The sequence below is a fragment of the Bacillus sp. FSL K6-3312 genome, assembly GCF_038007485.1.
In the GTDB taxonomy this organism is placed as follows: Bacteria; Bacillota; Bacilli; order Bacillales; family Bacillaceae; genus Bacillus; species Bacillus pumilus.
Map to the genome: position 1 here is coordinate 1,596,100 of NZ_JBBOXI010000001.1, position 19,610 is coordinate 1,615,709.

A 19,610-nucleotide genomic window follows, 5' to 3' on the forward strand; every position below is an offset into this window, starting at 1 on the left:
CCATGAGGGGAAGGTAAACACAAAACAAATGGCACATATGAATGTAAAGGCTCAAGTTGATCAAGCAGGCGTCTTTTTATCAAAGGTTGCAACTGAAATGAATGGTTTTCTGAACGAAGCTACCTTATCAAGTATGAAACGATTAAACCCTGAAGCGGAAGCCTATTATTGTGACATATTGAATACATTACGGAAGCTTGCAGTGTACAGCGAGGATGCAGCGGCAATTTGCAGGAAAATCAGCCAGCAACAGACATTCCCGCAGCAAGCCGCGCAGCAGACGCTTCACCGTATTTATCATCAATGTATTGAAGAGTTTTTCACGCCGAAAAAGGATACATGGTATGAAGACAGCCGTTCCGCATATACAGGAAAGAGCAGCATTGTTTTCCACCATGAAGTATCCGCTGAGATCAAACGATTATTTTCTTCATTAGAAAAAGATTTTTTAGCGATGAGAGAAGAGCTAGAATATACGACATCTCATCAGCAAATGAAAATGGTATAAGCAAGAGGAAAAAGCGTCTCTGCATTATAGAGACGCTTTTTTTTATGGACGAGGCATCATAACTTTTTCAGCCGCGCATACACTTGTACAAAACGGACAAGGACGTGAATGAACATGCCCTATTTAAAAATTGGAACAGCAGTCCTTCTTCTATTTACACTCTTACTGCCTTTTTCCTCACATGCCAAAGCAGATATGTCATTATCGGTGAGTGCAAGAAGCGCCATTTTAATAGATGGACAGTCAGGCAGAGTCCTATTTGGAAAGGACGAGCATGAAAAAAGAAGAATCGCCAGTATTACGAAAATTATGACGGCAGTATTAGCCATTGAATCAGGAAAAATGAAAGACACCGTCAAAGTATCAAAGCGCGCGATTCAAGCAGAGGGCTCATCGATTTATTTAAAAGAAGGGCAGAAGGTGAGCCTAGAAGACTTGACATACGGACTTATGCTGCGTTCTGGAAATGATGCAGCTGTTGCCATTGCAGAGCATGTGGGCGGCAGCTTAGAAGGATTTATTTTTATGATGAATCAAAAAGCATCTGAACTAGGAATGGAGAATACGAATTTTCAAAATCCGCATGGACTCGATGATCATAAACATCATTATTCATCAGCCTATGACATGGCTATCTTAACAAAATACGCCATGGAGCATAAACAATATCAAAAAATTGCGGGCACGACTTTCTATAAAGCGAAAACGATGGAAGGCTATTGGAAAAATAAAAACAAGCTAGTCACCGGATTATACAAATATTCAACTGGTGGGAAAACGGGGTATACGAAGCTTGCAAAACGGACACTTGTCTCTACTGCGGCAAAAGGGGATGCGGCGCTGATCGCTGTGACCATTAATGCGCCAGATGATTGGAAGGATCATATCTCTATGTTTGAATATGCATTTGATCACTATAAAACATACGAACTTGCTGAAAAAGGAAGACTCGCTTCATTAAAAGGAACCTTTTACGAAAAAAAGGCATTTATCAAACGTGATGTGGACTATTTTTTAAATGAAGATGAGAAAAAACTAGTAGAAATTGAAACGAAAATGCTTACTCCTCAAAAGAAGTGGAAAAAAAACGCCGAAGCCATCCCGGATGTTGTAGGGCAAATGACGTTTTTATTAGATGGTCAGGTGATCGAGCAAGTACCGATTTTTTATGAAAATAAACGAAATCGAATGCCTCAAAAAAGCTTCCAAGAAATGTTTAAGTCTGTCTTTCAGACATCTATAGGCGGATCTTCATGGTCAATCTAATTTGGGTATTCCTCACTGTCATCGGTCTTGTGTATGCGATGTTCAACGGAACGATGGAGGAAGTAAACGAAGCTGTATTTAAGGGCTCAAAAGAAGCAGTGACCATTTCAATTGGTTTGATTAGTGTCCTCGTTTTTTGGCTCGGACTGATGAAGATTGCAGAAGAGGCTGGTCTGTTAAATTTCTTTAGTAAATTGTGCCGTCCCTTTATTTCAAAGCTATTTCCGGATATTCCGCCTAACCATCCCGCGATGGGATATATTTTGTCGAATCTGATGGCGAATTTCTTTGGGCTCGGGAATGCCGCTACACCGCTTGGGATTAAGGCGATGGAGCAGATGAAAGCATTAAACGGCGGGAAAAATGAAGCAAGCCGGTCCATGATTACATTTTTAGCGGTTAACACATCCTCTATCACACTCGTGCCAACAACCGTCATTGCAATTAGAATGACCTATGGTGCAGATCAGCCAACAGACATTGTAGGGCCAACCATTTTGGCGACACTCATTTCAGGCATTGGTGCCATTCTCATTGATCGCTATTTCCACTATCGCAGAAGCAGGCGGGGGTGATCTCGTGTCATTTATTAACTGGCTGTCACTTGCTTTGATCCCACTGATCATCGCAGGAATTTTAATTGCGGGAACCATTAAAAAGGTACCGACCTATGAAACATTTGTCGAGGGCGGGAAAGAAGGTATTCAAATTGCCTTTTCAATCATTCCTTATTTAGTCGGCATGCTCGTGGCCATTACGATATTCCGCGCGTCTGGTGCGCTTGATTTTGTCATGGGACTGTTAAAACCCGTGTTTACAGCGATCGGCTTCCCGGCAGAAGTGGTGCCGCTTGCGTTTATTCGTCCGATATCTGGCACAGCTGCACTCGGGATGACATCAGACCTCATTGCGACATATGGACCAGATTCTTTTATCGGACAGCTCGCAGCTGTCATGCAAGGGTCAACTGATACCACTCTCTACATTTTAACAGTCTATTTTGGGGCAGTCGGTATTAAAAAAATGGGAGATGCGCTGAAAGTAGGTCTGTTAGCGGACCTCATTGGAATCATTGCATCTGTCATCATCGTCAGTTTATTATTTAGCGGCGCCTAAAGAGGCGCTTTTTTGTCTTTCAATGGATGGGAAATTGCTTTTTAGCTGAAATTAAACAGACGAATCGCTTATTTTTCCACGAATGCTTGTTTGTTTTAAGTCAAGCAAGTAAGATAGTACATGAGGTGAAAGACAAAATGGAACGTTTACAGAAAGTAATTGCACATGCCGGCGTCGCTTCTAGACGAAAGGCAGAAGAATTAATTAAAGAAGGACGAGTTACCGTTAATGGTCAAACAGTGACAGAGCTCGGAGTAAAAGTGGGCTCTTCAGATAAAATTGAAGTCAACGGATTAAAGCTTGAAAGAGAAGAACCGGTTTACTTTATGCTTTATAAACCGCGCGGCGTCATTTCAGCTGCCGAGGATGATAAAGGACGTAAGGTTGTCACAGATTTCTTTGATGACATCCCGCAGCGCCTTTATCCAATCGGCCGGTTAGATTATGATACGAGCGGTTTGATTTTAATTACAAATGACGGGGAATTTGCCCATAAGCTCATGCATCCGAAATACGAAATTGATAAAACATATGCAGCGAAGCTAAAAGGCATCCCATCAAAGGAATTGCTTAGAAAGCTAGAAAAAGGGATTATGTTAGATCATAAAAAGACTGCACGTGCTCGTGCCAAGATGCTTTCTATCGATAAACGAAAGCAGACATCTATTGTTCAATTAACCATTCATGAAGGCAGAAACAGACAAGTGCGCCGCATGTTTGAAGCGATCGGTCATGATGTGTTAAAGCTAAAAAGAGAGCAATATGCGTTCCTTCATATTGAAGGCATGAGACCAGGAGACCGCAGAGAATTAACACCGCATGAAGTAAAGCGCCTGAGAGCAATTGCAGATCACGGGAAAAGCGCTTTTTAATTTTCACATAAACTTCAAAAAATGAAGAAGCATCAAAAGAAGGAGAATGCTATAATTTACCTGAATGTCTATGGGGAAGGGGTACTTCAGATGAAAAAAAGACGGTTTTTCATACGGACGGGCATTCTCCTCGTGATGCTTGCTGCACTATGTTATACCATGTATAACTCAGTATTTGCCAAACAGGATCGGGTCAAAGAAGGATCTATTGCGCCAAACTTTGTCCTTCAATCTGTGGATGGGGAACGGATTGAACTAAAGGACTTAAAAGGCAAAGGCGTCTTTCTTAATTTTTGGGGGACATGGTGTGGTCCGTGTAAACAAGAATTTCCTTACATGGCAAATCAATATGAAGTGTTCAAGGATCGCGGTGTGGAAATTGTTGCTGTCAATGTTGCAGAATCCAAGATTGCCGTGAAAAATTTTATGGAATCCTATGGCGTGAATTTTCCTATTGCCATGGACAAAGATCGTCAAGTAACAGAGGCATATGATATTACGCCGCTGCCAACCACATTTTTAGTTAATCCTGAAGGCAAGGTAATCAAAGTCATAAAGGGAACCATGACAGAACGTCAAATCTATGATTATATGAATTTGATTAAACCAAAGGGGTCATAGAATGAAAGAGGTAAAATGCGAGTGTGGACATATTAATCCAATCGGTACTGTTTTATGTGAATCTTGCGGGAATCCTATTGCGGCTAAAGAGAAAAACTCTTCAAAGCTGCTTGATATGAGATATGACGGCAGTGCGAGACGCTCGCAAACATACAACAAAACGATTGTTGATAAAGTATGGAACTTTTTTTCTTCCGTTAAGGTGGGTGTGTGGCTGATTGTCATCACACTGCTTGCTTCCTCATTAGGAACGATTTTTCCGCAGGAGCGATTTATTCCGCCAGGTGCATCTGCTTCCACCTATTATGAAGAGCAATATGGGTCGTTTGGCAAGCTGTATTACACACTTGGATTCCATGATCTTTATAATTCTTGGTGGTTTTTAGCTTTAGTTGCATCCATCGGAATCTCCCTTGTCATTTGCAGTCTCGATCGGGTTATTCCTCTTTATCGAGCACTCAAAAACCAAGGGGTTATCAAAAAAGAAGGCTTTATGAGAAGACAGCGTCTGTTCAGTGAGACAGATAAAACGTTAGATCAGCATACATATGAAGGCATCAAGAAAGCAATGAAACAAAAGCGTTACCGCGTGCGAGAAGAAAACGGACATATTTTAGCGGAAAAAGGCCGCTTCTCACGCTGGGGCCCTTACGTCAATCACATTGGACTAATCATTTTTCTCATTGGATCAATGCTCCGGTTTGTCCCAGGCATGTATGTGGATGAAACGCTGTGGGTAAGAGAGGGTGAAACTGCCCCAATTCCAGGCACAGATGGTCAATATTTTTTGAAAAATAATGCGTTTTCAATTGACCGCTATGAAACTGGAAATGAAAAAGAAGTGTTTGAGAATGCGATTGAAAGAGCTGGCGACGGTCAAGTAGTGAAAAGTTATAAAACCGATGCCACTTTATACAAACGTGAAGGGGAAGTTGTGTTTGGTGAAAAGCCCAAGCTGAAGCAGGTATCAGAACACGATATTAAAGTGAACGAACCGCTCAAGTTTGATCAATTCTCACTATATCAAGTGGATTTTAAACAAAATGAACTCGATCAAATGGTCTTTCAGCTGATTCGTAAAGATACAGAAAAATCTTTCGGAACAGTGAAGATTAATTTGCTGGAGCCTAAGTCAGAATATGATCTTGGTAGCGGTTACAAAGTCAAAGTGATGAGCTATCTCCCTGATTTTTATTTTGACGATGATGGAACACCGAGTACGAAAACAAGGAATCCAAATAATCCTGCTTTCGTGTTTGAAATGGTTTCTCCTGAAAAGCCTAAAGGTGAAAAAAGCTTTGTGGCGATTCAAGAGACAGTAGAGGGCTCTGATAATAACCTCTATAAAATGAAGTTTGATCGAGTGGAAACGAAAAACGTCACGGGATTGACGGTGAGAAAAGATTTAACTCTTGGGGTACTCATCGTAGGCGGGATCATCTTCATGATTGGTGTCGTGCAGGGGATGTATTGGCAGCATAGAAGAATTTGGCTGTCTGCAAAGGATGGAAAAGTATTTGTGGCAGGACACACAAACAAAAACTGGTTTGGTTTAAAGTCTGATCTTGACGTGTTACTAAGTGACAGTGGCATCAAACAGCCAGTTGATCAAAAAGAACTGCCTGATACAACAAGTATCAGCAAAAGCAAGGGGGAAGGATTAGATGGCAGCAGTCAGTGAAAACCTGTTATTTGCAGCTTTTCTATTGTATTTAGCGGCAGTTCCTTTTTTTGGTGGTGCCATTAAAGGAAAAAAGAAAGTTGATGGACCGCGCAGGAATAAGGCGGCACTTATCGGCATTACGCTCACCATCATCGGTTTTTTAAGTCAATTTGGCTACTTTATTTCAAGGTGGATGGCGTCTGGTCATGCACCAGTCAGTAACTTGTTTGAATTCACAACGGCTTTTGGCATGATGCTTGTGCTCGCATTCATCATTTTATATTTTGTGTATCAAGTGTCGGTACTTGGTTTATTTACACTTCCAATCGCTTTATTGATTATTGCCTATGCAAGTATGTTCCCGTCTGATATATCACCGCTAATTCCTTCATTACAAAGTAATTGGCTTTATATTCACGTGACAACAGCAGCACTAGGGCAAGCCATTTTAGCGATCAGCTTTGTGGCAGGTGTCATCTTCTTATTAAAGCATGTCGATCAAACAAAGTCAGGGAAGAAGACATTTGGTTTGGAGCTCGTCATGTTTATGATTGTTGTTACACTTGCATTTATCGCAGTCACGTCCATCTTTAGAATGACAGGATACGAAGCAAAATTTAATTGGGTCGATAAAAATAAAGAGGAAAGTGTGATGGTCTATGAGCTGCCAGCTCTAGTTGGACCTCATAAAGGAGAGCTTGTGACGCAAGATCGTTTGGAACCGTTTGTTGATTTGCCACCTGTTTTTTCAGGAAGAAAGGTCAATACGGTGTTATGGTCATTCGGCACGGGGCTGATTTTGTATGGACTGATTCGCTTGATCATTCGCAAACGACTGAGCGCTCTGCTTCAACCGCTCGTGAAACAAGTGAACCTAGATTTAGTCGATGAAATTGGATACAGAGCTGTTTCCATTGGTTTCCCTGTATTTGCGTTAGGCGGGCTCATTTTTGCAATGATTTGGGCACAAATTGCATGGACTCGGTTCTGGGGCTGGGACCCGAAGGAAGTATGGGCTTTGATTACGTTTCTCTTTTATGCAGCCTACCTTCATCTTCGCTTATCCAGGGGCTGGCATGGCGAAAAGTCCGCTTGGTTAGCTGTCATCGGATTCGCCATCATTATGTTTAATCTCATCTTTGTCAATCTTGTGATTGCAGGGCTTCATTCTTACGCGTAATCACATGAAAAAGGCCAACTTTTTATGAATCGATTCGGCTTTTTGTTAAAATGAATGTAACAACGGAGAAAGCAGGAGGATTGTCTAATGGAACACACAACTCAAACGAAAATATTAGTCGTAGATGATGAGGCAAGAATTCGCCGCCTTTTAAAAATGTATTTAGAACGTGAAAATTATGAAATCGATGAAGCTGAAAATGGAGATGAGGCTATTCAAAAAGGACTCCAAACAGATTATGACCTCATTTTGCTCGATTTAATGATGCCTGGCACAGATGGGATCGAAGTGTGTAATCAAATTCGAGACAAAAAAGCGACTCCAATCATTATGCTGACGGCAAAAGGAGAAGAAGCCAACCGCGTGCAAGGGTTTGAAGCAGGTACGGATGACTACATTGTCAAACCTTTTAGCCCACGTGAAGTTGTTTTACGTGTGAAGGCATTGCTCAGAAGGTCTTCTCAAACGTCTTATCTCAATACTGGGACAACAACAAAAGATGTACTTGTGTTTTCTCATCTTTCAATTGACCACGACGCGCATAGAGTGACAGCTGATGGCAAAGAAGTCAGTCTCACGCCGAAGGAATATGAGCTTTTATATTTCCTTGCGAAAACACCGGATAAGGTTTATGACAGAGAGAAGCTGTTAAAAGAAGTATGGCAGTATGAATTCTTTGGAGACTTGAGAACAGTCGATACTCACGTCAAACGACTTCGTGAAAAGCTGAATAAAGTGTCACCAGAAGCTGCGAAAAAAATCGTGACGGTATGGGGTGTCGGGTACAAATTTGAGGTCGGCGCTGAATGAAACTGTGGAAAAGTGTCGTTGGAAAGCTATGGTTAACCATTCTCTTCCTCGTCCTAATCGTTTTATCTATTTTAACCGTGCTTCTTTTAGAGTTTATTGAAAATTACCATGTAGAAGAAGCAAAGTCAGATTTAACGCAAATGGCAAATAAAGTGGCGGTCATTTTAGAAAGCCACGACGATCAATCGCTCGCAAGGTCGATTACATCAGAGCTTGCTGACAAATTGACGAGTATTGCGATTATCCAAGAGGACGGGCTAGAGTGGTATTCGTCTGAAAAAGACGGGAAGCTTCCTGCGATTACAAAGAAACAAATTGAAGCAGACGGTGATTTGAATCAAGCACTAAAAGATCGTAAAAAAATCAGTAAACGTGCAGAACCAAATGCAGGCAATCATAAAGATGAACGAATTGTCGTCGGTGTTCCATTTGAGGCAAACGGAAAAAAAGGCATGGTCTTTCTTTCTCAATCATTACTCGCTGTAGAGCAAACAACAAAACATACGACGCGTTATATCTTCCTAGCAGCCGGAATTGCCATTGTTCTGACCACTATTTTCGCGTTCTTCTTATCAACACGTGTCACCTATCCTCTTAGAAAGATGAAAGAGGGAGCGCAGGATCTGGCGAAAGGGAAATTTGATACAAAGATTCCTATATTAACGCAAGATGAAATTGGAGAACTGGCCATCGCCTTTAATCAAATGGGCAAGCAGCTTAAGTTTCATATCACAGCCTTAAATCAAGAAAAAGAACATTTGTCCAATATTTTAAGCAGTATGGCCGATGGTGTGATCACCATCAATATTGATGGAACGATCCTCATGACGAATCCTCCTGCAGAACGATTCTTGCAGGCATGGTATTACGAGCAAAATATGAAGATCAAAGATGGAGATGAACTGCCTCCAGAAGCGAGAGAACTATTTCATACAGCCGTCAGTACGGAAAAAGAGCAAATGATTGAAGTCACACTGCAAGGACGTACTTGGGTTCTTCTCATGTCTCCGCTTTATAATCAGCAGGACGTTAGGGGAGCAGTTGCGGTCCTTCGTGATATGACAGAGGAACGAAGACTTGATAAGCTGAGAAAAGACTTCATTGCCAATGTCAGTCATGAACTTCGTACTCCAATTGCTATGCTGCAAGGATATAGTGAGGCGATTGTAGATGATATTGCTGGCTCAGAAGAGGAAAAGAAAGAGATTGCGCAAATTATTTACGACGAATCACTTCGAATGGGACGTCTTGTGAACGATCTTCTAGACCTAGCGAGAATGGAAGCTGGCCATATTACACTTAATCTTGAATCAACAGATACAGAAGAGCTGACCGAGAAGATTTACCGCAAGTTTCTTGGCATAGCAAAAGAAAAGCAAGTTGATCTCACATATGACATTCAAGTGGATGAACCGTACTTTGTACTCGATCCGGATAAGATTGAACAGGTGTTTACGAATCTCATTGATAACGCGATTCGTCATACACCAGAGGGCGGAGAGGTTCACTTTTCGGTTCAATCGGTGGAAAGCGGTTTGAAAATGGATGTGAAAGATTCAGGAAGCGGAATCCCAGAAGAGGATCTGCCATTTATTTTCGAACGTTTCTATAAAGCGGATAAGGCAAGAACAAGAGGGCGTTCTGGTACTGGACTTGGCCTTGCGATTGTGAAGAACATCGTAGAAGCACATCAAGGTTCCATTCATGCACATAGCAAAGCGGGTACAGGTACACACTTTACCTTTTATATTCCGAGAAAAAAGCAGGAACTCGTCTAATCCTGACGAAGAATCTTGTTACATGAGAAACACTTCTTTTCGAAAGAAAAAGAAGTGTTTTTTTATTTTCATATTTTTAAGGAGAAGTTAAACAAAAAGCCCTTTCCAAATTGTCGAACTTGTAATATATTTGTCATAAAGTTGTAATGTAACGTTTTGTAAGAGTCACTCGACAAAAATAAGTGAACGGAGGGGTTTCCTATGCATGAAACCTTTCAAAAAATATATGATTCGTACCATCAAGATTTGTACCAGTTTTTATTTTATATGGTTAAAGATAAAAATCAGGCAGAGGATCTCGTTCAGGAGGTTTACATCCGGGTACTTCACTCATATAAAACTTTTGAAGGAAGAAGCAGCGAGAAAACATGGCTGTTTTCAATTGCAAGGCATGTGGCAATTGATTGGTTTCGCAAACAGCAAACCATTAGACAACGGGTACTCGGCACGTTTGATTGGGATAAGCAGGATGTTAAGGACCCAGACTTGCTCCCGGACGAACTGGCTGTACATGATGAAAATGTAAAAGAAATCTATGCCGCACTTGATCAGTGCACGATTGATCAACGAGCTGTCATCATTTTAAGATTTATCCAGGGCTACTCAATCATGGAGACGGCAAAGGCGCTAAAGTTCTCGGAAAGCAAAGTCAAAACAACGCAGCACCGAGGCCTGAAAGTGCTCCGAAAACATATGGAGCTTTTGAAGGAGGAGCTAGTGAATGAAAACGAACAGGTCCGATTGGAGCGAAGAACGAATCAAGGTGTTACTAAGTCAGCTTCCAAAGGTGGAGGACAACCGTTCATCTAAGCAAATATACCAGCAGATGCTGATGGCAAGCGGGCAGAAAAAGAAAAGTGCCAAATGGATCGGTCCAGCGGTCGCAACCGTTGTGGTTTTATTTATGGCGTTTTTAATTTCTCCTCATTTATTTCAGCAGGCTGCTCAAGATCATCATCAGCAAATGAAAATGGATTCAAGTGCTGACAAAAGTCAGGTGAACGCCACATTAGAGGCGGTCAAACAGACAGATGGGCCCTCACACGTTGTGTCTCGTAAGCAGCAGCAAAAGTATATGACCATCGCATACATAGATGAATCAACCTCTCAAGTGGTTCCAATTAGCATTGAAAAAGAGGATGAGTATGATCATTTGCAGGATATGGTGAACACATATGAGCAGGTGCAGCTGCCTGAAATGACAAAACCTCTTCAATCTTATATGGATATGGTGGACCTTCGCGAAAAAGGAGATACACTTATTTTTCAATTAAAAAGTGATTTGTCCCTTGATACGTTAAAAGAAGCCAACCGGTTTAAAGATATGGTAAAAGAAACGCTAAAATGGAGCAGGTATAAGCAGGTGCAAGTCAAGACAGCCAAAGGGTCTCACCTTCAATTAGGAGCAAATGGACGCGCTGGAACAATATCGATTGAAAAACAAACAAAGCACGCTTATTATGTTTTAGAGAATAAGAGCGGGACTTTTTTGGTGCCTTCAAAAACGCATTATTCATCGTATGAAGATGCGGTAGAAGCTATGAAGCGTACAAGCGATGCAGGACTTGATCCACTAATTAAAGACGAACCGATTAAAGAAGTGACGTCTAAAGGAAAACATGTGACCATTACGTTTGGAGCATCAGCGCAATTATCGGACTCAAATGATCATATTTTACTCATTGAAGGTCTGCTGCTCTCAGCGAAAGATTTTGGTTTTACAGAGGTCACCATTCAACAGGCGGGAACAGATCAAGTTGGTCCGTATGAATTAGAAGAACCGATAGAGGTGCCGGCTCTGCCGAATCCAGTTGTCATAAAAGACCGTTAAAGGACGCGAGAAATTGCGTTCTTTTTTGATGTATAGAAAATAGCTTCCTTGCTGTATACTAAGCTGTCATAAAAAGAACCTCAAAGAAGGGGAGTCACTGATGAAAAGGTATTGCTTCATATGTGCCAGCTGTTTTTTGATGATCTTTTCGCCTGTTGCTCATGCACAGGAAACAAGCGAATGGGTGGAGCCGATAAAAGGAGAAGTCACAGATTTGTTTGGGACAAGAGGCGGCTCGCACAAGGGATTAGATATAGCTGCGCCAGAAGGAGAATCCATCTTTGCTGCAAGTGAAGGTGTGGTCTCGCGTTCGTATGTATCTGCTACATATGGCGAGGTTGTGTTTATTCAGCATCCAAATGGATATGAAACCGTCTATGCACATTTACACGAGCGTTTTGTTAAAAAGGATGACCATGTAGAAGCAGGACAGCCGATCGGCATTATCGGCAACACAGGGGCGTCTAGAGGCACTCATTTGCATTTTGAGGTGCACAGGGGTCATTGGTCAGTCAGCAAAGAAGATGCGGTAGATCCACTCACAATCATTGCAGTGGATCGCTTCCAAGAGCCGGCTCTACATGTAAACGGACAAGAGAAGAATACATATCTCATTAAACAAGGAGATACCCTTTGGTCGATTGCAAAGGCGCATGAGATGACTGTGGAACAATTGAAGCAGATGAATAAGCTGACCACTCATCTCATCCGAACGGGAGATCGTTTAATGGTTTCAAAAAAATAAACCTCATGCATGTGCATGAGGTTTATCATGATTTTTTATAGGTCGATCAGACGGACAGAAAGTATATCTTGTACTTCGGTTAATTCTTTGACAATTTCGTCCTCGAGATGCTTGTCGAAAGAAAGCATCATGATGGCTTCGCCGCCTTTTTCTTTACGTCCTACCTGCATTGTCGCAATGTTAACATCATGATCGCCTAAAATTTGTCCAACCTTTCCAATTACACCAGGTGCATCAGTATGCTGGATGTAGACAAGGTGTCCATCTGGATAAAAATCAATATTAAATCCATTAATGGAAACAACGCGTTCTCCTAAATGTGGGATATAGGTTGCTTTTAGAGTAAAGGTTGAAAGGTCGCCTTTGACTTCAATAGAAATGCTGTTTTCGTAACCAGATTCACTGGAAGAAATCTTTTCACTAAAGCTAATGCCGCGTTCTTTTGCCACCATTCCAGCATTGACTTCATTTACAGTCGAATCAACACGCTCTTTTAAAAAGCCTGACAGAAGACTTTTTGTAATAAAGGATGTTTCGAGTTTTGAAATAGAGCCTTCGTAAGAGATGCCTACTTCTTTTACAGGTTCTCTCATTGATTGAGAGACAAGACGTCCGAGCTTTCCTGCAAACTGATGATAAGGCTGAATTTTTTTGAACTCGTCTTTTGTCATCGCTGGTAGATTAATAGATGACATAACAGGGAGTCCTTTTGCAAATTGAAGTACTTCTTCAGATACTTGCGCCGCCACATTTAATTGTGCTTCCTTCGTCGATGCGCCAAGATGCGGAGTCGCAATGACGAGCGGATGGTCTACAAGCGGATTATCAGTAGGAGGTTCTACTTCAAATACATCGAGTGCAGCTCCTGCAACATGGCCGCTTTCAAGTGCTTCAAGAAGGTCGCGCTCGTCAATAATACCACCGCGTGCACAGTTCACTAGGCGAACGCCTTTTTTCGTTTTTGCAATTGTTTCTTTATTGAGAAGTCCTCTTGTTTCTTTTGTTAACGGGGTATGTACAGTGATAATATCTGATACTTCGAGAACTTCATCAAGTGATTTGGCGTTAACACCGATTTTTTCTGCACGTTCCTTTGTCAGAAAAGGGTCAAATACGTTGACTGTCATGCCAAATGCTCTTGCGCGTTGGGCGATTTCGCTTCCGATTCTGCCAAGTCCAACAATCCCAAGAGATTTTCCATAAAGCTCAGCACCAACATATGCACCTCTGTTCCATTCTTTTGATTTCACAGAAATATTGGCTTGTGGAATATGACGCATGAGAGAAGAGATCATCGCAAATGTATGCTCAGCTGTGGAGATCGTATTACCGTTTGGTGCATTGATGACAATGACGCCATGCTTGGTTGCTTCATCAATATCAATATTGTCTACTCCCACACCGGCACGGCCGACAATTTTTAATGAAGTCATTTTTTCATAAAGCTCTTTGGTCACTTTCGTAGCACTTCTGACAAGTAAGGCATCAAATGTGTGTAATTCATCTTCTGCTTCTGTTACATTTTTTTGGACAATTTCAACAAAATCTGATTCTAAAAGTGGTAAAAGACCATCATTGCTCATCTTATCTGAGACTAATACTCGAAACATCGTAAGATTTCCTCCTAAAATAAACGTCATAAATATCTGATAATTTACCATATTCCTTTTCACTGTGTCAATCAAATTAAAGCAGTAAAGCGAAAAAGAAAACACGAACATTTCTTGGTGTCTTTATAAAGAATGGACACCTTTAAACAAAAGATAACCAATTTTTTCGTATTTGTCATTATAATTTTTAAGTTTTTTACGTTTTCTTAAAACTGATGAAATTGCTCAGGATTTTTATCTGTACAAATGCTCATATATCATATATAATGATGTCGAATTGAATAATGATCAATCTTCGGGGCAGGGTGCAATTCCCTACCGGCGGTGATGAGCATAGTCTCTAAGCCCGCGAGCCTTTTTTGGCAGGATTCGGTGTGATTCCGAAGCCGACAGTATAGTCTGGATGGGAGAAGATGGAGGTTCGTAAACGTTGAAAACTTGGTTTTTCACACGTTTATTTGTCTAGCCTAAATTCCCCGCTCCTGTTTTCATGAGCGGTTTTTTTGTGGCTGAAATTGAACAATCCTCTTTTCGAAAGATTTGATCGAAAAGGAGAGAGAATATTGAATCAAAGTAAAGTAAAACGTTTAGTCGTCACCAGTATGCTTAGCAGTATTTCGTTTGTGTTAATTTTATTGGATTTCCCTTTCCCAGGGCTTCCAGCGTATTTGAAAATTGATTTCAGCGATATCCCAGCGATTATTGCGATTTTAATTTATGGGCCAGGTGCAGGAATTGCCGTTGAGGCATTAAAAAATGTTCTGCATTATCTCATTCAAGGCAGTATGTCCGGCGTTCCAGTTGGGCAAGTCGCGAACTTCATTGCAGGCACACTATTCATCTTACCAGTCGCCTTTATGTTCAAAAAAATTAAATCAGCAAAAGGAATGGCTTGGTCAATGATCATGGGTACATTACTTATGACTGTGATGATGAGCATTTTAAATTACTTCTTATTCCTGCCAGCTTACACATGGTTTTTAAACGCACCTGAGCTATCAGATCATGCGCTCAAGACGACCATTACAGCAGGGATTTTACCTTTTAACTTTATTAAAGGAATCATCATTACCATCGTATTTAGCTTCATTTTTGTGAAAATGCGTCCATGGTTTGAAAATAAACGCCGACTTCAAAATAGTTAATATAAAAAAAGCCCCTACTTAAGGGGCTTTTATACTATTCATGCTTAAGTGGGTCACCCTCGAAAGATTCGTCCGCAACTTTGATTGAGTCAGTTGGACATCCTTCAAATGCATCAAGCATATCTTCTTCAAGTACTTCTGGAACTTCTACAGTCCCTTGGTTGTCGTCAAGCGTAACAAATGCAATGCCTTCATCATCATAATCATAAATGTCTGGAGCAGCTGCACCGCATGCGCCGCAAGCAATACATGTGTCTTTGTCTACAATTGTATATTTTGCCATGTTAAAAAAATACCTCCCAAATAGTTCGATGGAACACATGGTTTAAACTTTTTAGTTTCACCGATAAAAAACAATTTCCTCAAACCTTATTGTAATGATTTTAAATTCACATTTCAACTGTAAAGTGATTGAGAATGCTTATCACATAAGGGTTTGTTCATAACTTTCCCCTATAAATTGAGTTTAAACATTTCTTCTTGTATGAAATCTGTTAAAATAAAGGGAGAAAATATTCGAATTTTGTCAGGAAGACAGGTGCTTTGATGAATGACTCTTCATTATTTGGATGTCATGTTAATGGACAGCGTATATAAATTGAACGGCGAACGCTCCATTAGTGCTGTCTACCATCTTTTTAAAGGAAAAAAATCATCTCAAACCATACAGGATGCCAGCTTGTTTGAGCTTTCCAGGTACTTCGGATGTTACCCGGGGTTTACGAGGGATCAGCTGAATCGTTCTGCTTTAAAGCTTGAAGAGAAGCACTATATTAGAAAAACCGATGAGACACTGAGTATCACTGAAGCAGGGCAGCGAATGCTACACCAGCATTTTTCTGAAAAACCGATGCCTGCTTATTTTCATGGTGCAAAATATCATGATAAAGCAAAGATGCTATGGATGAGGCTCTCTTTACTTGTACAAGTGCTTTCTCACCATATGGCTAGATCACATCAATATGTTCCAATACAAAGAGATGTCTCGGTTCAAAGCTGGACGAAATCTTTTTTGAAACAGCATCAGCAGAAAAGCAAGCTTTCAGAAGAGCTGCATCATGAACTAGAAAAACTCCTAATTAGCCTAAGTGATCAAGAGGCACTGATTTTTGTTTACTCATTGACCTCAAATGAACGAATTGGGCGTACGTATCAGCAAATGGCGGAGTGGATGAAAGAAGATGTGTGGTATGTGTACTTGCTTTTTTGGAATGTACTCCATTATTTTATTCAATCTGCCCAAAAAGGTGAGGCGCCGATTTTGCAGCAGCTCGTAGGTGACCTTGAATTTAAACGCGTGTTAACAACTTCTACTCACAAAACACTTGAGCTTGTCCAAAAAGGATTTGATATTGAGCAAATTGCTCACATTCGTTCATTAAAAAAGGCAACGATTGAAGATCATATCGTGGAGCTGTCGATACATGAGCCAAGCTTTTCAATAGATCCCTATGTGAGTATAAAAGAGCAGCGGGAGATCCTTGCTGTAGCCAGAGAGTTGCAAACAAATAAAATGAAGCTGATTAAAGAAAAGCTCGAGCATCCATTTACTTATTTTCAAATACGATTGGCACTGACAAGGATGGTGAAAGCAAATGGATAAGCTTCATCATACGCTCATGCGATACTTTGGCCATGACACATTTAAAGCAGGTCAAGAGGACATTATTCGAAGTGTACTGCATCAAAAAGATACGGTTGCCATGCTGCCTACTGGTGGAGGAAAGTCACTTTGCTATCAAATTCCCGGTTATATGACAGACGGGTTGGTTCTGATTATTTCGCCTCTTTTATCGCTTATGGAGGACCAAGTCGAACGAATGAAAATGCGCGGAGAAAAGCGAGTGGCGGCGCTTAACAGCACATTGTCTTATCAGGAGAGGCGACATATCATTCGGCATTTGCCATCATATAAATTTCTATTCGTCGCACCTGAGGCATTAATGTCAGAAGTGCTGCTAGAACAGCTCAAATCGATGCGTATTGGTCTGTTTGTCGTCGATGAAGCACATTGTATATCAGAATGGGGGCATGATTTCCGTCCTGAATATTCGAAGCTCGGAGAATGGAGAGAAGCGTTAGGTCATCCTGTGGCTTTAGCTCTTACGGCTACAGCAACGAAACAAACGCTAAAAGATACTGTGCAAACGCTAAGATTGCAGCATCCAGACTTTCATATACATTCCGTCAATCGCCCGAACATTGCCTTAGTCAAAGAAATGCACGAAACGAAAGAAGCAAAAGAGAAACGGGCTATTGAGCTTGCGGATTTCCTGCAAGGACCAGGCATTATTTATTGCCCGACTCGGCAAATGACAGAAGAGCTTGCTCTCTGTATGAAACAAAAAACCAATCAGCGTGTTGAGTTTTATCATGGCGGAATGGATGCAGGAGACCGTATGCTCATTCAGCAGCAATTTATCAGCGGTCAGCTTGATCTCATTTGCTGTACGAGTGCTTTTGGCATGGGAATTGATAAAGCAAATATCCGATTTGTCATTCATATGAGCCCTCCGCAATCGATTGAAGCATTTATGCAAGAGATTGGAAGAGCGGGAAGGGACGGGGAAAATAGTGTGAGCATTCTTTTATATACAGAAGAGGATGCAGATATTCAGCAACACTTGATCCAAGCAGAAGGATTTGACGAACCAGAAATTGATTTCTACTTAGCACAGCTCACTCAAATGCAGACAAATGATGAAAAAAAATTACGTGCACGATTGATGGAAACAGGGCTTCAGGAGACGCGTGCAAGAATGCTGACGCACTATTACATGATGCATGAGTCCGAACAGCGCCCGGCAATTCTGATGAATCTAAAAGAAAAATTGCAGGACAGGCAAACAGAAAAGCTGAGAAAAGTGTGGCAATTTAAAGAGCGGGTCATGGAACATGACTGCTTTAGACAATCTCTGTTATCATACTTTCACGAACAGCTTGATCAAACAGAGCGCGCGTCCTCTGATGATTGCTGCTCTTCTTGCGGACTGAATCTGTCTGATTATGAAAAAAAAGAACAATCATTGGAGCTGAATGAAATGAAACACTGGAAGACTGTGCTGGATCGCATGTTTCATCTGACAAAAGAGGCGCAGCATTGATTGAACAACATCGCCGAATCATTGAAAAATTAACCGATCGACAAGTCGTAGAACAGCTGTATTTCACGCAGTTGCTCATGCTTATCGTTTCTTTTTTACTAGGCATATTTATGTTCGATCAATGGACGGATTTTACAGCCCTTTGGCAGATTCAGGATATGCGCATTCTAACATATGGAATTGGCGGTGCATTGCTCGTTATTATTATAGATGCAATTGTCATGAAGGTGTTTCCCGCTCATATGTATGATGATGGCGGTTTAAATGAAAAGATGTTCAAAAACCGAAGCATCCCGCATATTGTTTGGTTAGCACTTCTCATTGCCTTTTCAGAGGAAATACTATTTCGCGGAATTGTTCAACAGCAATTTGGGCTTGAGATTGCCAGCATCGTGTTTGCGCTTCTTCACTTTCGCTATTTATCAAAAATACTCTTGTTTATCCTCGTGGTTTCCATTAGTATTTTTTTAGGACTTTTATACGAGTGGACGGGGAATTTATTTGTTCCTGTCATGACACATTTTGTCATTGACTTAGTCTTTGCTTGTCAAATTCGTTTGAAATATAAGGGGAGGGATGAACATGGAAGAAATGTCGAGAATGCAGAGAAAGAAGGAGCAGCTGACAAACAACCATGACGATAATGTAGAGGAAATTCTTGAAGAAAAAGTACATCCTTCTGATGACTCTCACTTTCCTACGCGAGAAGACTTTCATGAATATAAGAAGCAGCGTACGAAAAAAGTGCGCAATCCTTTGTTTACGACATTGGCTATTATCTTTCCTATCATCGTCATCACTGTTTTCTTTCTATTGATCTACTACACTTCAAAGGAAATTAACGATAATAACAATCAGGGTGTATACATTGATAAAACCTCAAGTGCTGACACAGACCCAGTTCCGTCAGCACTAGCCGAAACAAAAAATGACGCAAACGCTGATAAAGCGGATGCGTCTGATGAAGAGAAGAAAAAGAAAGATGAAGAAAAAGAAAAGAAGCGATCAAAAGAAAAAGCAGAGCAGAAGAAAAAAGAAAAAGCTGCTAAAGAGAAACAAGAGCGTGAAAAAGCCGCAGCTGCGAAAAAGCGTGAACAGCAGCAGCTAGCCCTCCAAAAACAGCAAGAAGAGAAAAAACGAAAAGAAGCCGAAGAGAAAAAGAAGCAGGAAGAAAAGCCAGTTCGTGTCGTGCAGCATACTGTTGGACCAGAGGAAAACCTGTATCGAATCTCGATGAAATATTACAAAAGCCGATCGGGTGAAGAGAAAATAAAAGCTTATAATCATTTAAATGGGAACAGTGTATACAGTGGTCAAGTACTCAACATTCCATTGGAAAACTAATTACCTGACATGAACGA

Annotated in this window: 20 protein-coding genes and 1 riboswitch; of the genes, 18 read left to right on the plus strand and 2 right to left on the minus strand. The window is 41.0% G+C overall.

Features of this window, described 5'->3' with window-relative positions; all coding sequences use genetic code 11:
• The first annotated feature begins 28 nt into the window (after positions 1–28).
• The 13 genes from MHI11_RS08165 (at position 29) to MHI11_RS08225 (ending at position 12,390) form a co-directional block, all read left to right on the plus strand.
• On the plus strand, positions 29–508 hold the full coding sequence (locus MHI11_RS08165; RefSeq protein WP_065098324.1) for a YpuI family protein: 480 nt from the start codon (positions 29–31) through the stop codon (positions 506–508).
• A gap of 114 nt (positions 509–622) precedes the next feature.
• Entirely contained in the window at positions 623–1,774 is a 1,152-nt protein-coding gene (locus MHI11_RS08170; protein ID WP_044141080.1) for a D-alanyl-D-alanine carboxypeptidase family protein, read from the plus strand.
• Positions 1,762–2,349 (plus strand): nucleoside recognition domain-containing protein, encoded by a 588-nt coding sequence (locus MHI11_RS08175; RefSeq protein ID WP_012010425.1) that lies wholly within the window; start codon positions 1,762–1,764, stop codon positions 2,347–2,349. Before MHI11_RS08170 ends, MHI11_RS08175 begins: the two co-directional genes overlap by 13 nt.
• A 4-nt stretch (positions 2,350–2,353) precedes the next feature.
• The gene (locus tag MHI11_RS08180; RefSeq protein ID WP_003216139.1) at positions 2,354–2,890 is read left to right on the plus strand and encodes a spore maturation protein; all 537 of its coding nucleotides are present in this window, start codon (positions 2,354–2,356) and stop codon (positions 2,888–2,890) included.
• A gap of 137 nt (positions 2,891–3,027) precedes the next feature.
• Complete coding sequence (gene rluB, locus MHI11_RS08185) at positions 3,028–3,762, plus strand: 23S rRNA pseudouridine(2605) synthase RluB (RefSeq protein ID WP_044141081.1); 735 nt, start codon at positions 3,028–3,030, stop codon at positions 3,760–3,762.
• Positions 3,763–3,852: 90 nt separating this feature from the next.
• Positions 3,853–4,383 (plus strand): thiol-disulfide oxidoreductase ResA, encoded by a 531-nt coding sequence (gene resA, locus MHI11_RS08190; protein WP_044141082.1) that lies wholly within the window; start codon positions 3,853–3,855, stop codon positions 4,381–4,383.
• A gap of 1 nt (position 4,384) precedes the next feature.
• Positions 4,385–6,064 carry a cytochrome c biogenesis protein ResB gene (gene resB, locus MHI11_RS08195; protein WP_340960821.1) on the plus strand — a complete coding sequence of 560 codons (1,680 nt, stop codon included), beginning with the start codon at positions 4,385–4,387 and terminating at the stop codon, positions 6,062–6,064.
• Positions 6,048–7,226, plus strand: coding sequence for a c-type cytochrome biogenesis protein CcsB (ccsB, locus tag MHI11_RS08200; RefSeq protein ID WP_044141084.1), 1,179 nt, complete (start codon positions 6,048–6,050; stop codon positions 7,224–7,226). Before resB ends, ccsB begins: the two co-directional genes overlap by 17 nt.
• An 87-nt stretch (positions 7,227–7,313) precedes the next feature.
• On the plus strand, positions 7,314–8,036 hold the full coding sequence (locus MHI11_RS08205; RefSeq protein WP_003215596.1) for a response regulator transcription factor: 723 nt from the start codon (positions 7,314–7,316) through the stop codon (positions 8,034–8,036).
• Positions 8,033–9,814: an ATP-binding protein gene (locus tag MHI11_RS08210; RefSeq protein WP_003216141.1), complete on the plus strand. Its 1,782-nt coding sequence runs from the start codon at positions 8,033–8,035 to the stop codon at positions 9,812–9,814. Before MHI11_RS08205 ends, MHI11_RS08210 begins: the two co-directional genes overlap by 4 nt.
• Positions 9,815–10,015: 201 nt before the next feature.
• Entirely contained in the window at positions 10,016–10,624 is a 609-nt protein-coding gene (gene sigX, locus MHI11_RS08215) for an RNA polymerase sigma factor SigX (RefSeq protein WP_340960824.1), read from the plus strand.
• Positions 10,536–11,645: a hypothetical protein gene (locus MHI11_RS08220; RefSeq protein ID WP_044141085.1), complete on the plus strand. Its 1,110-nt coding sequence runs from the start codon at positions 10,536–10,538 to the stop codon at positions 11,643–11,645. The genes sigX and MHI11_RS08220 overlap by 89 nt, the downstream gene beginning before the upstream one ends.
• A 100-nt stretch (positions 11,646–11,745) precedes the next feature.
• Positions 11,746–12,390 carry a M23 family metallopeptidase gene (locus MHI11_RS08225; protein WP_340960825.1) on the plus strand — a complete coding sequence of 215 codons (645 nt, stop codon included), beginning with the start codon at positions 11,746–11,748 and terminating at the stop codon, positions 12,388–12,390.
• A 35-nt stretch (positions 12,391–12,425) separates the two neighbouring features.
• On the opposite strand, the gene serA is transcribed toward MHI11_RS08225, so the two are convergent.
• Positions 12,426–14,000: a phosphoglycerate dehydrogenase gene (serA, locus tag MHI11_RS08230; RefSeq protein WP_044141087.1), complete on the minus strand. Its 1,575-nt coding sequence runs from the start codon at positions 13,998–14,000 to the stop codon at positions 12,426–12,428.
• Between the two features lie 287 nt (positions 14,001–14,287).
• Positions 14,288–14,419: riboswitch (FMN riboswitch) on the plus strand.
• 144 nt (positions 14,420–14,563) lie between these two features.
• On the opposite strand from serA, the gene MHI11_RS08235 reads away from it, so the two are divergent.
• The gene (locus tag MHI11_RS08235) at positions 14,564–15,145 is read left to right on the plus strand and encodes an ECF transporter S component (protein ID WP_012010414.1); all 582 of its coding nucleotides are present in this window, start codon (positions 14,564–14,566) and stop codon (positions 15,143–15,145) included.
• 34 nt (positions 15,146–15,179) lie between these two features.
• Here MHI11_RS08235 and MHI11_RS08240 read toward each other — a convergent pair whose 3' ends face one another.
• On the minus strand, positions 15,180–15,428 hold the full coding sequence (locus tag MHI11_RS08240; RefSeq protein ID WP_003215700.1) for a ferredoxin: 249 nt from the start codon (positions 15,426–15,428) through the stop codon (positions 15,180–15,182).
• Positions 15,429–15,695: 267 nt separating this feature from the next.
• On the opposite strand from MHI11_RS08240, the gene MHI11_RS08245 reads away from it, so the two are divergent.
• Genes MHI11_RS08245 through MHI11_RS08260 form a run of 4 tightly spaced genes read left to right on the plus strand, consistent with a single transcriptional unit; the run spans position 15,696 to position 19,593 of the window.
• Entirely contained in the window at positions 15,696–16,748 is a 1,053-nt protein-coding gene (locus tag MHI11_RS08245) for a helix-turn-helix domain-containing protein (RefSeq protein WP_111912875.1), read from the plus strand.
• Entirely contained in the window at positions 16,741–18,249 is a 1,509-nt protein-coding gene (locus MHI11_RS08250; RefSeq protein WP_106065514.1) for a RecQ family ATP-dependent DNA helicase, read from the plus strand. Before MHI11_RS08245 ends, MHI11_RS08250 begins: the two co-directional genes overlap by 8 nt.
• Entirely contained in the window at positions 18,246–18,887 is a 642-nt protein-coding gene (locus tag MHI11_RS08255) for a CPBP family intramembrane glutamic endopeptidase (protein ID WP_044141090.1), read from the plus strand. Before MHI11_RS08250 ends, MHI11_RS08255 begins: the two co-directional genes overlap by 4 nt.
• On the plus strand, positions 18,832–19,593 hold the full coding sequence (locus tag MHI11_RS08260; RefSeq protein ID WP_065098314.1) for a LysM peptidoglycan-binding domain-containing protein: 762 nt from the start codon (positions 18,832–18,834) through the stop codon (positions 19,591–19,593). The genes MHI11_RS08255 and MHI11_RS08260 overlap by 56 nt, the downstream gene beginning before the upstream one ends.
• Positions 19,594–19,610: the final 17 nt, after the last annotated feature.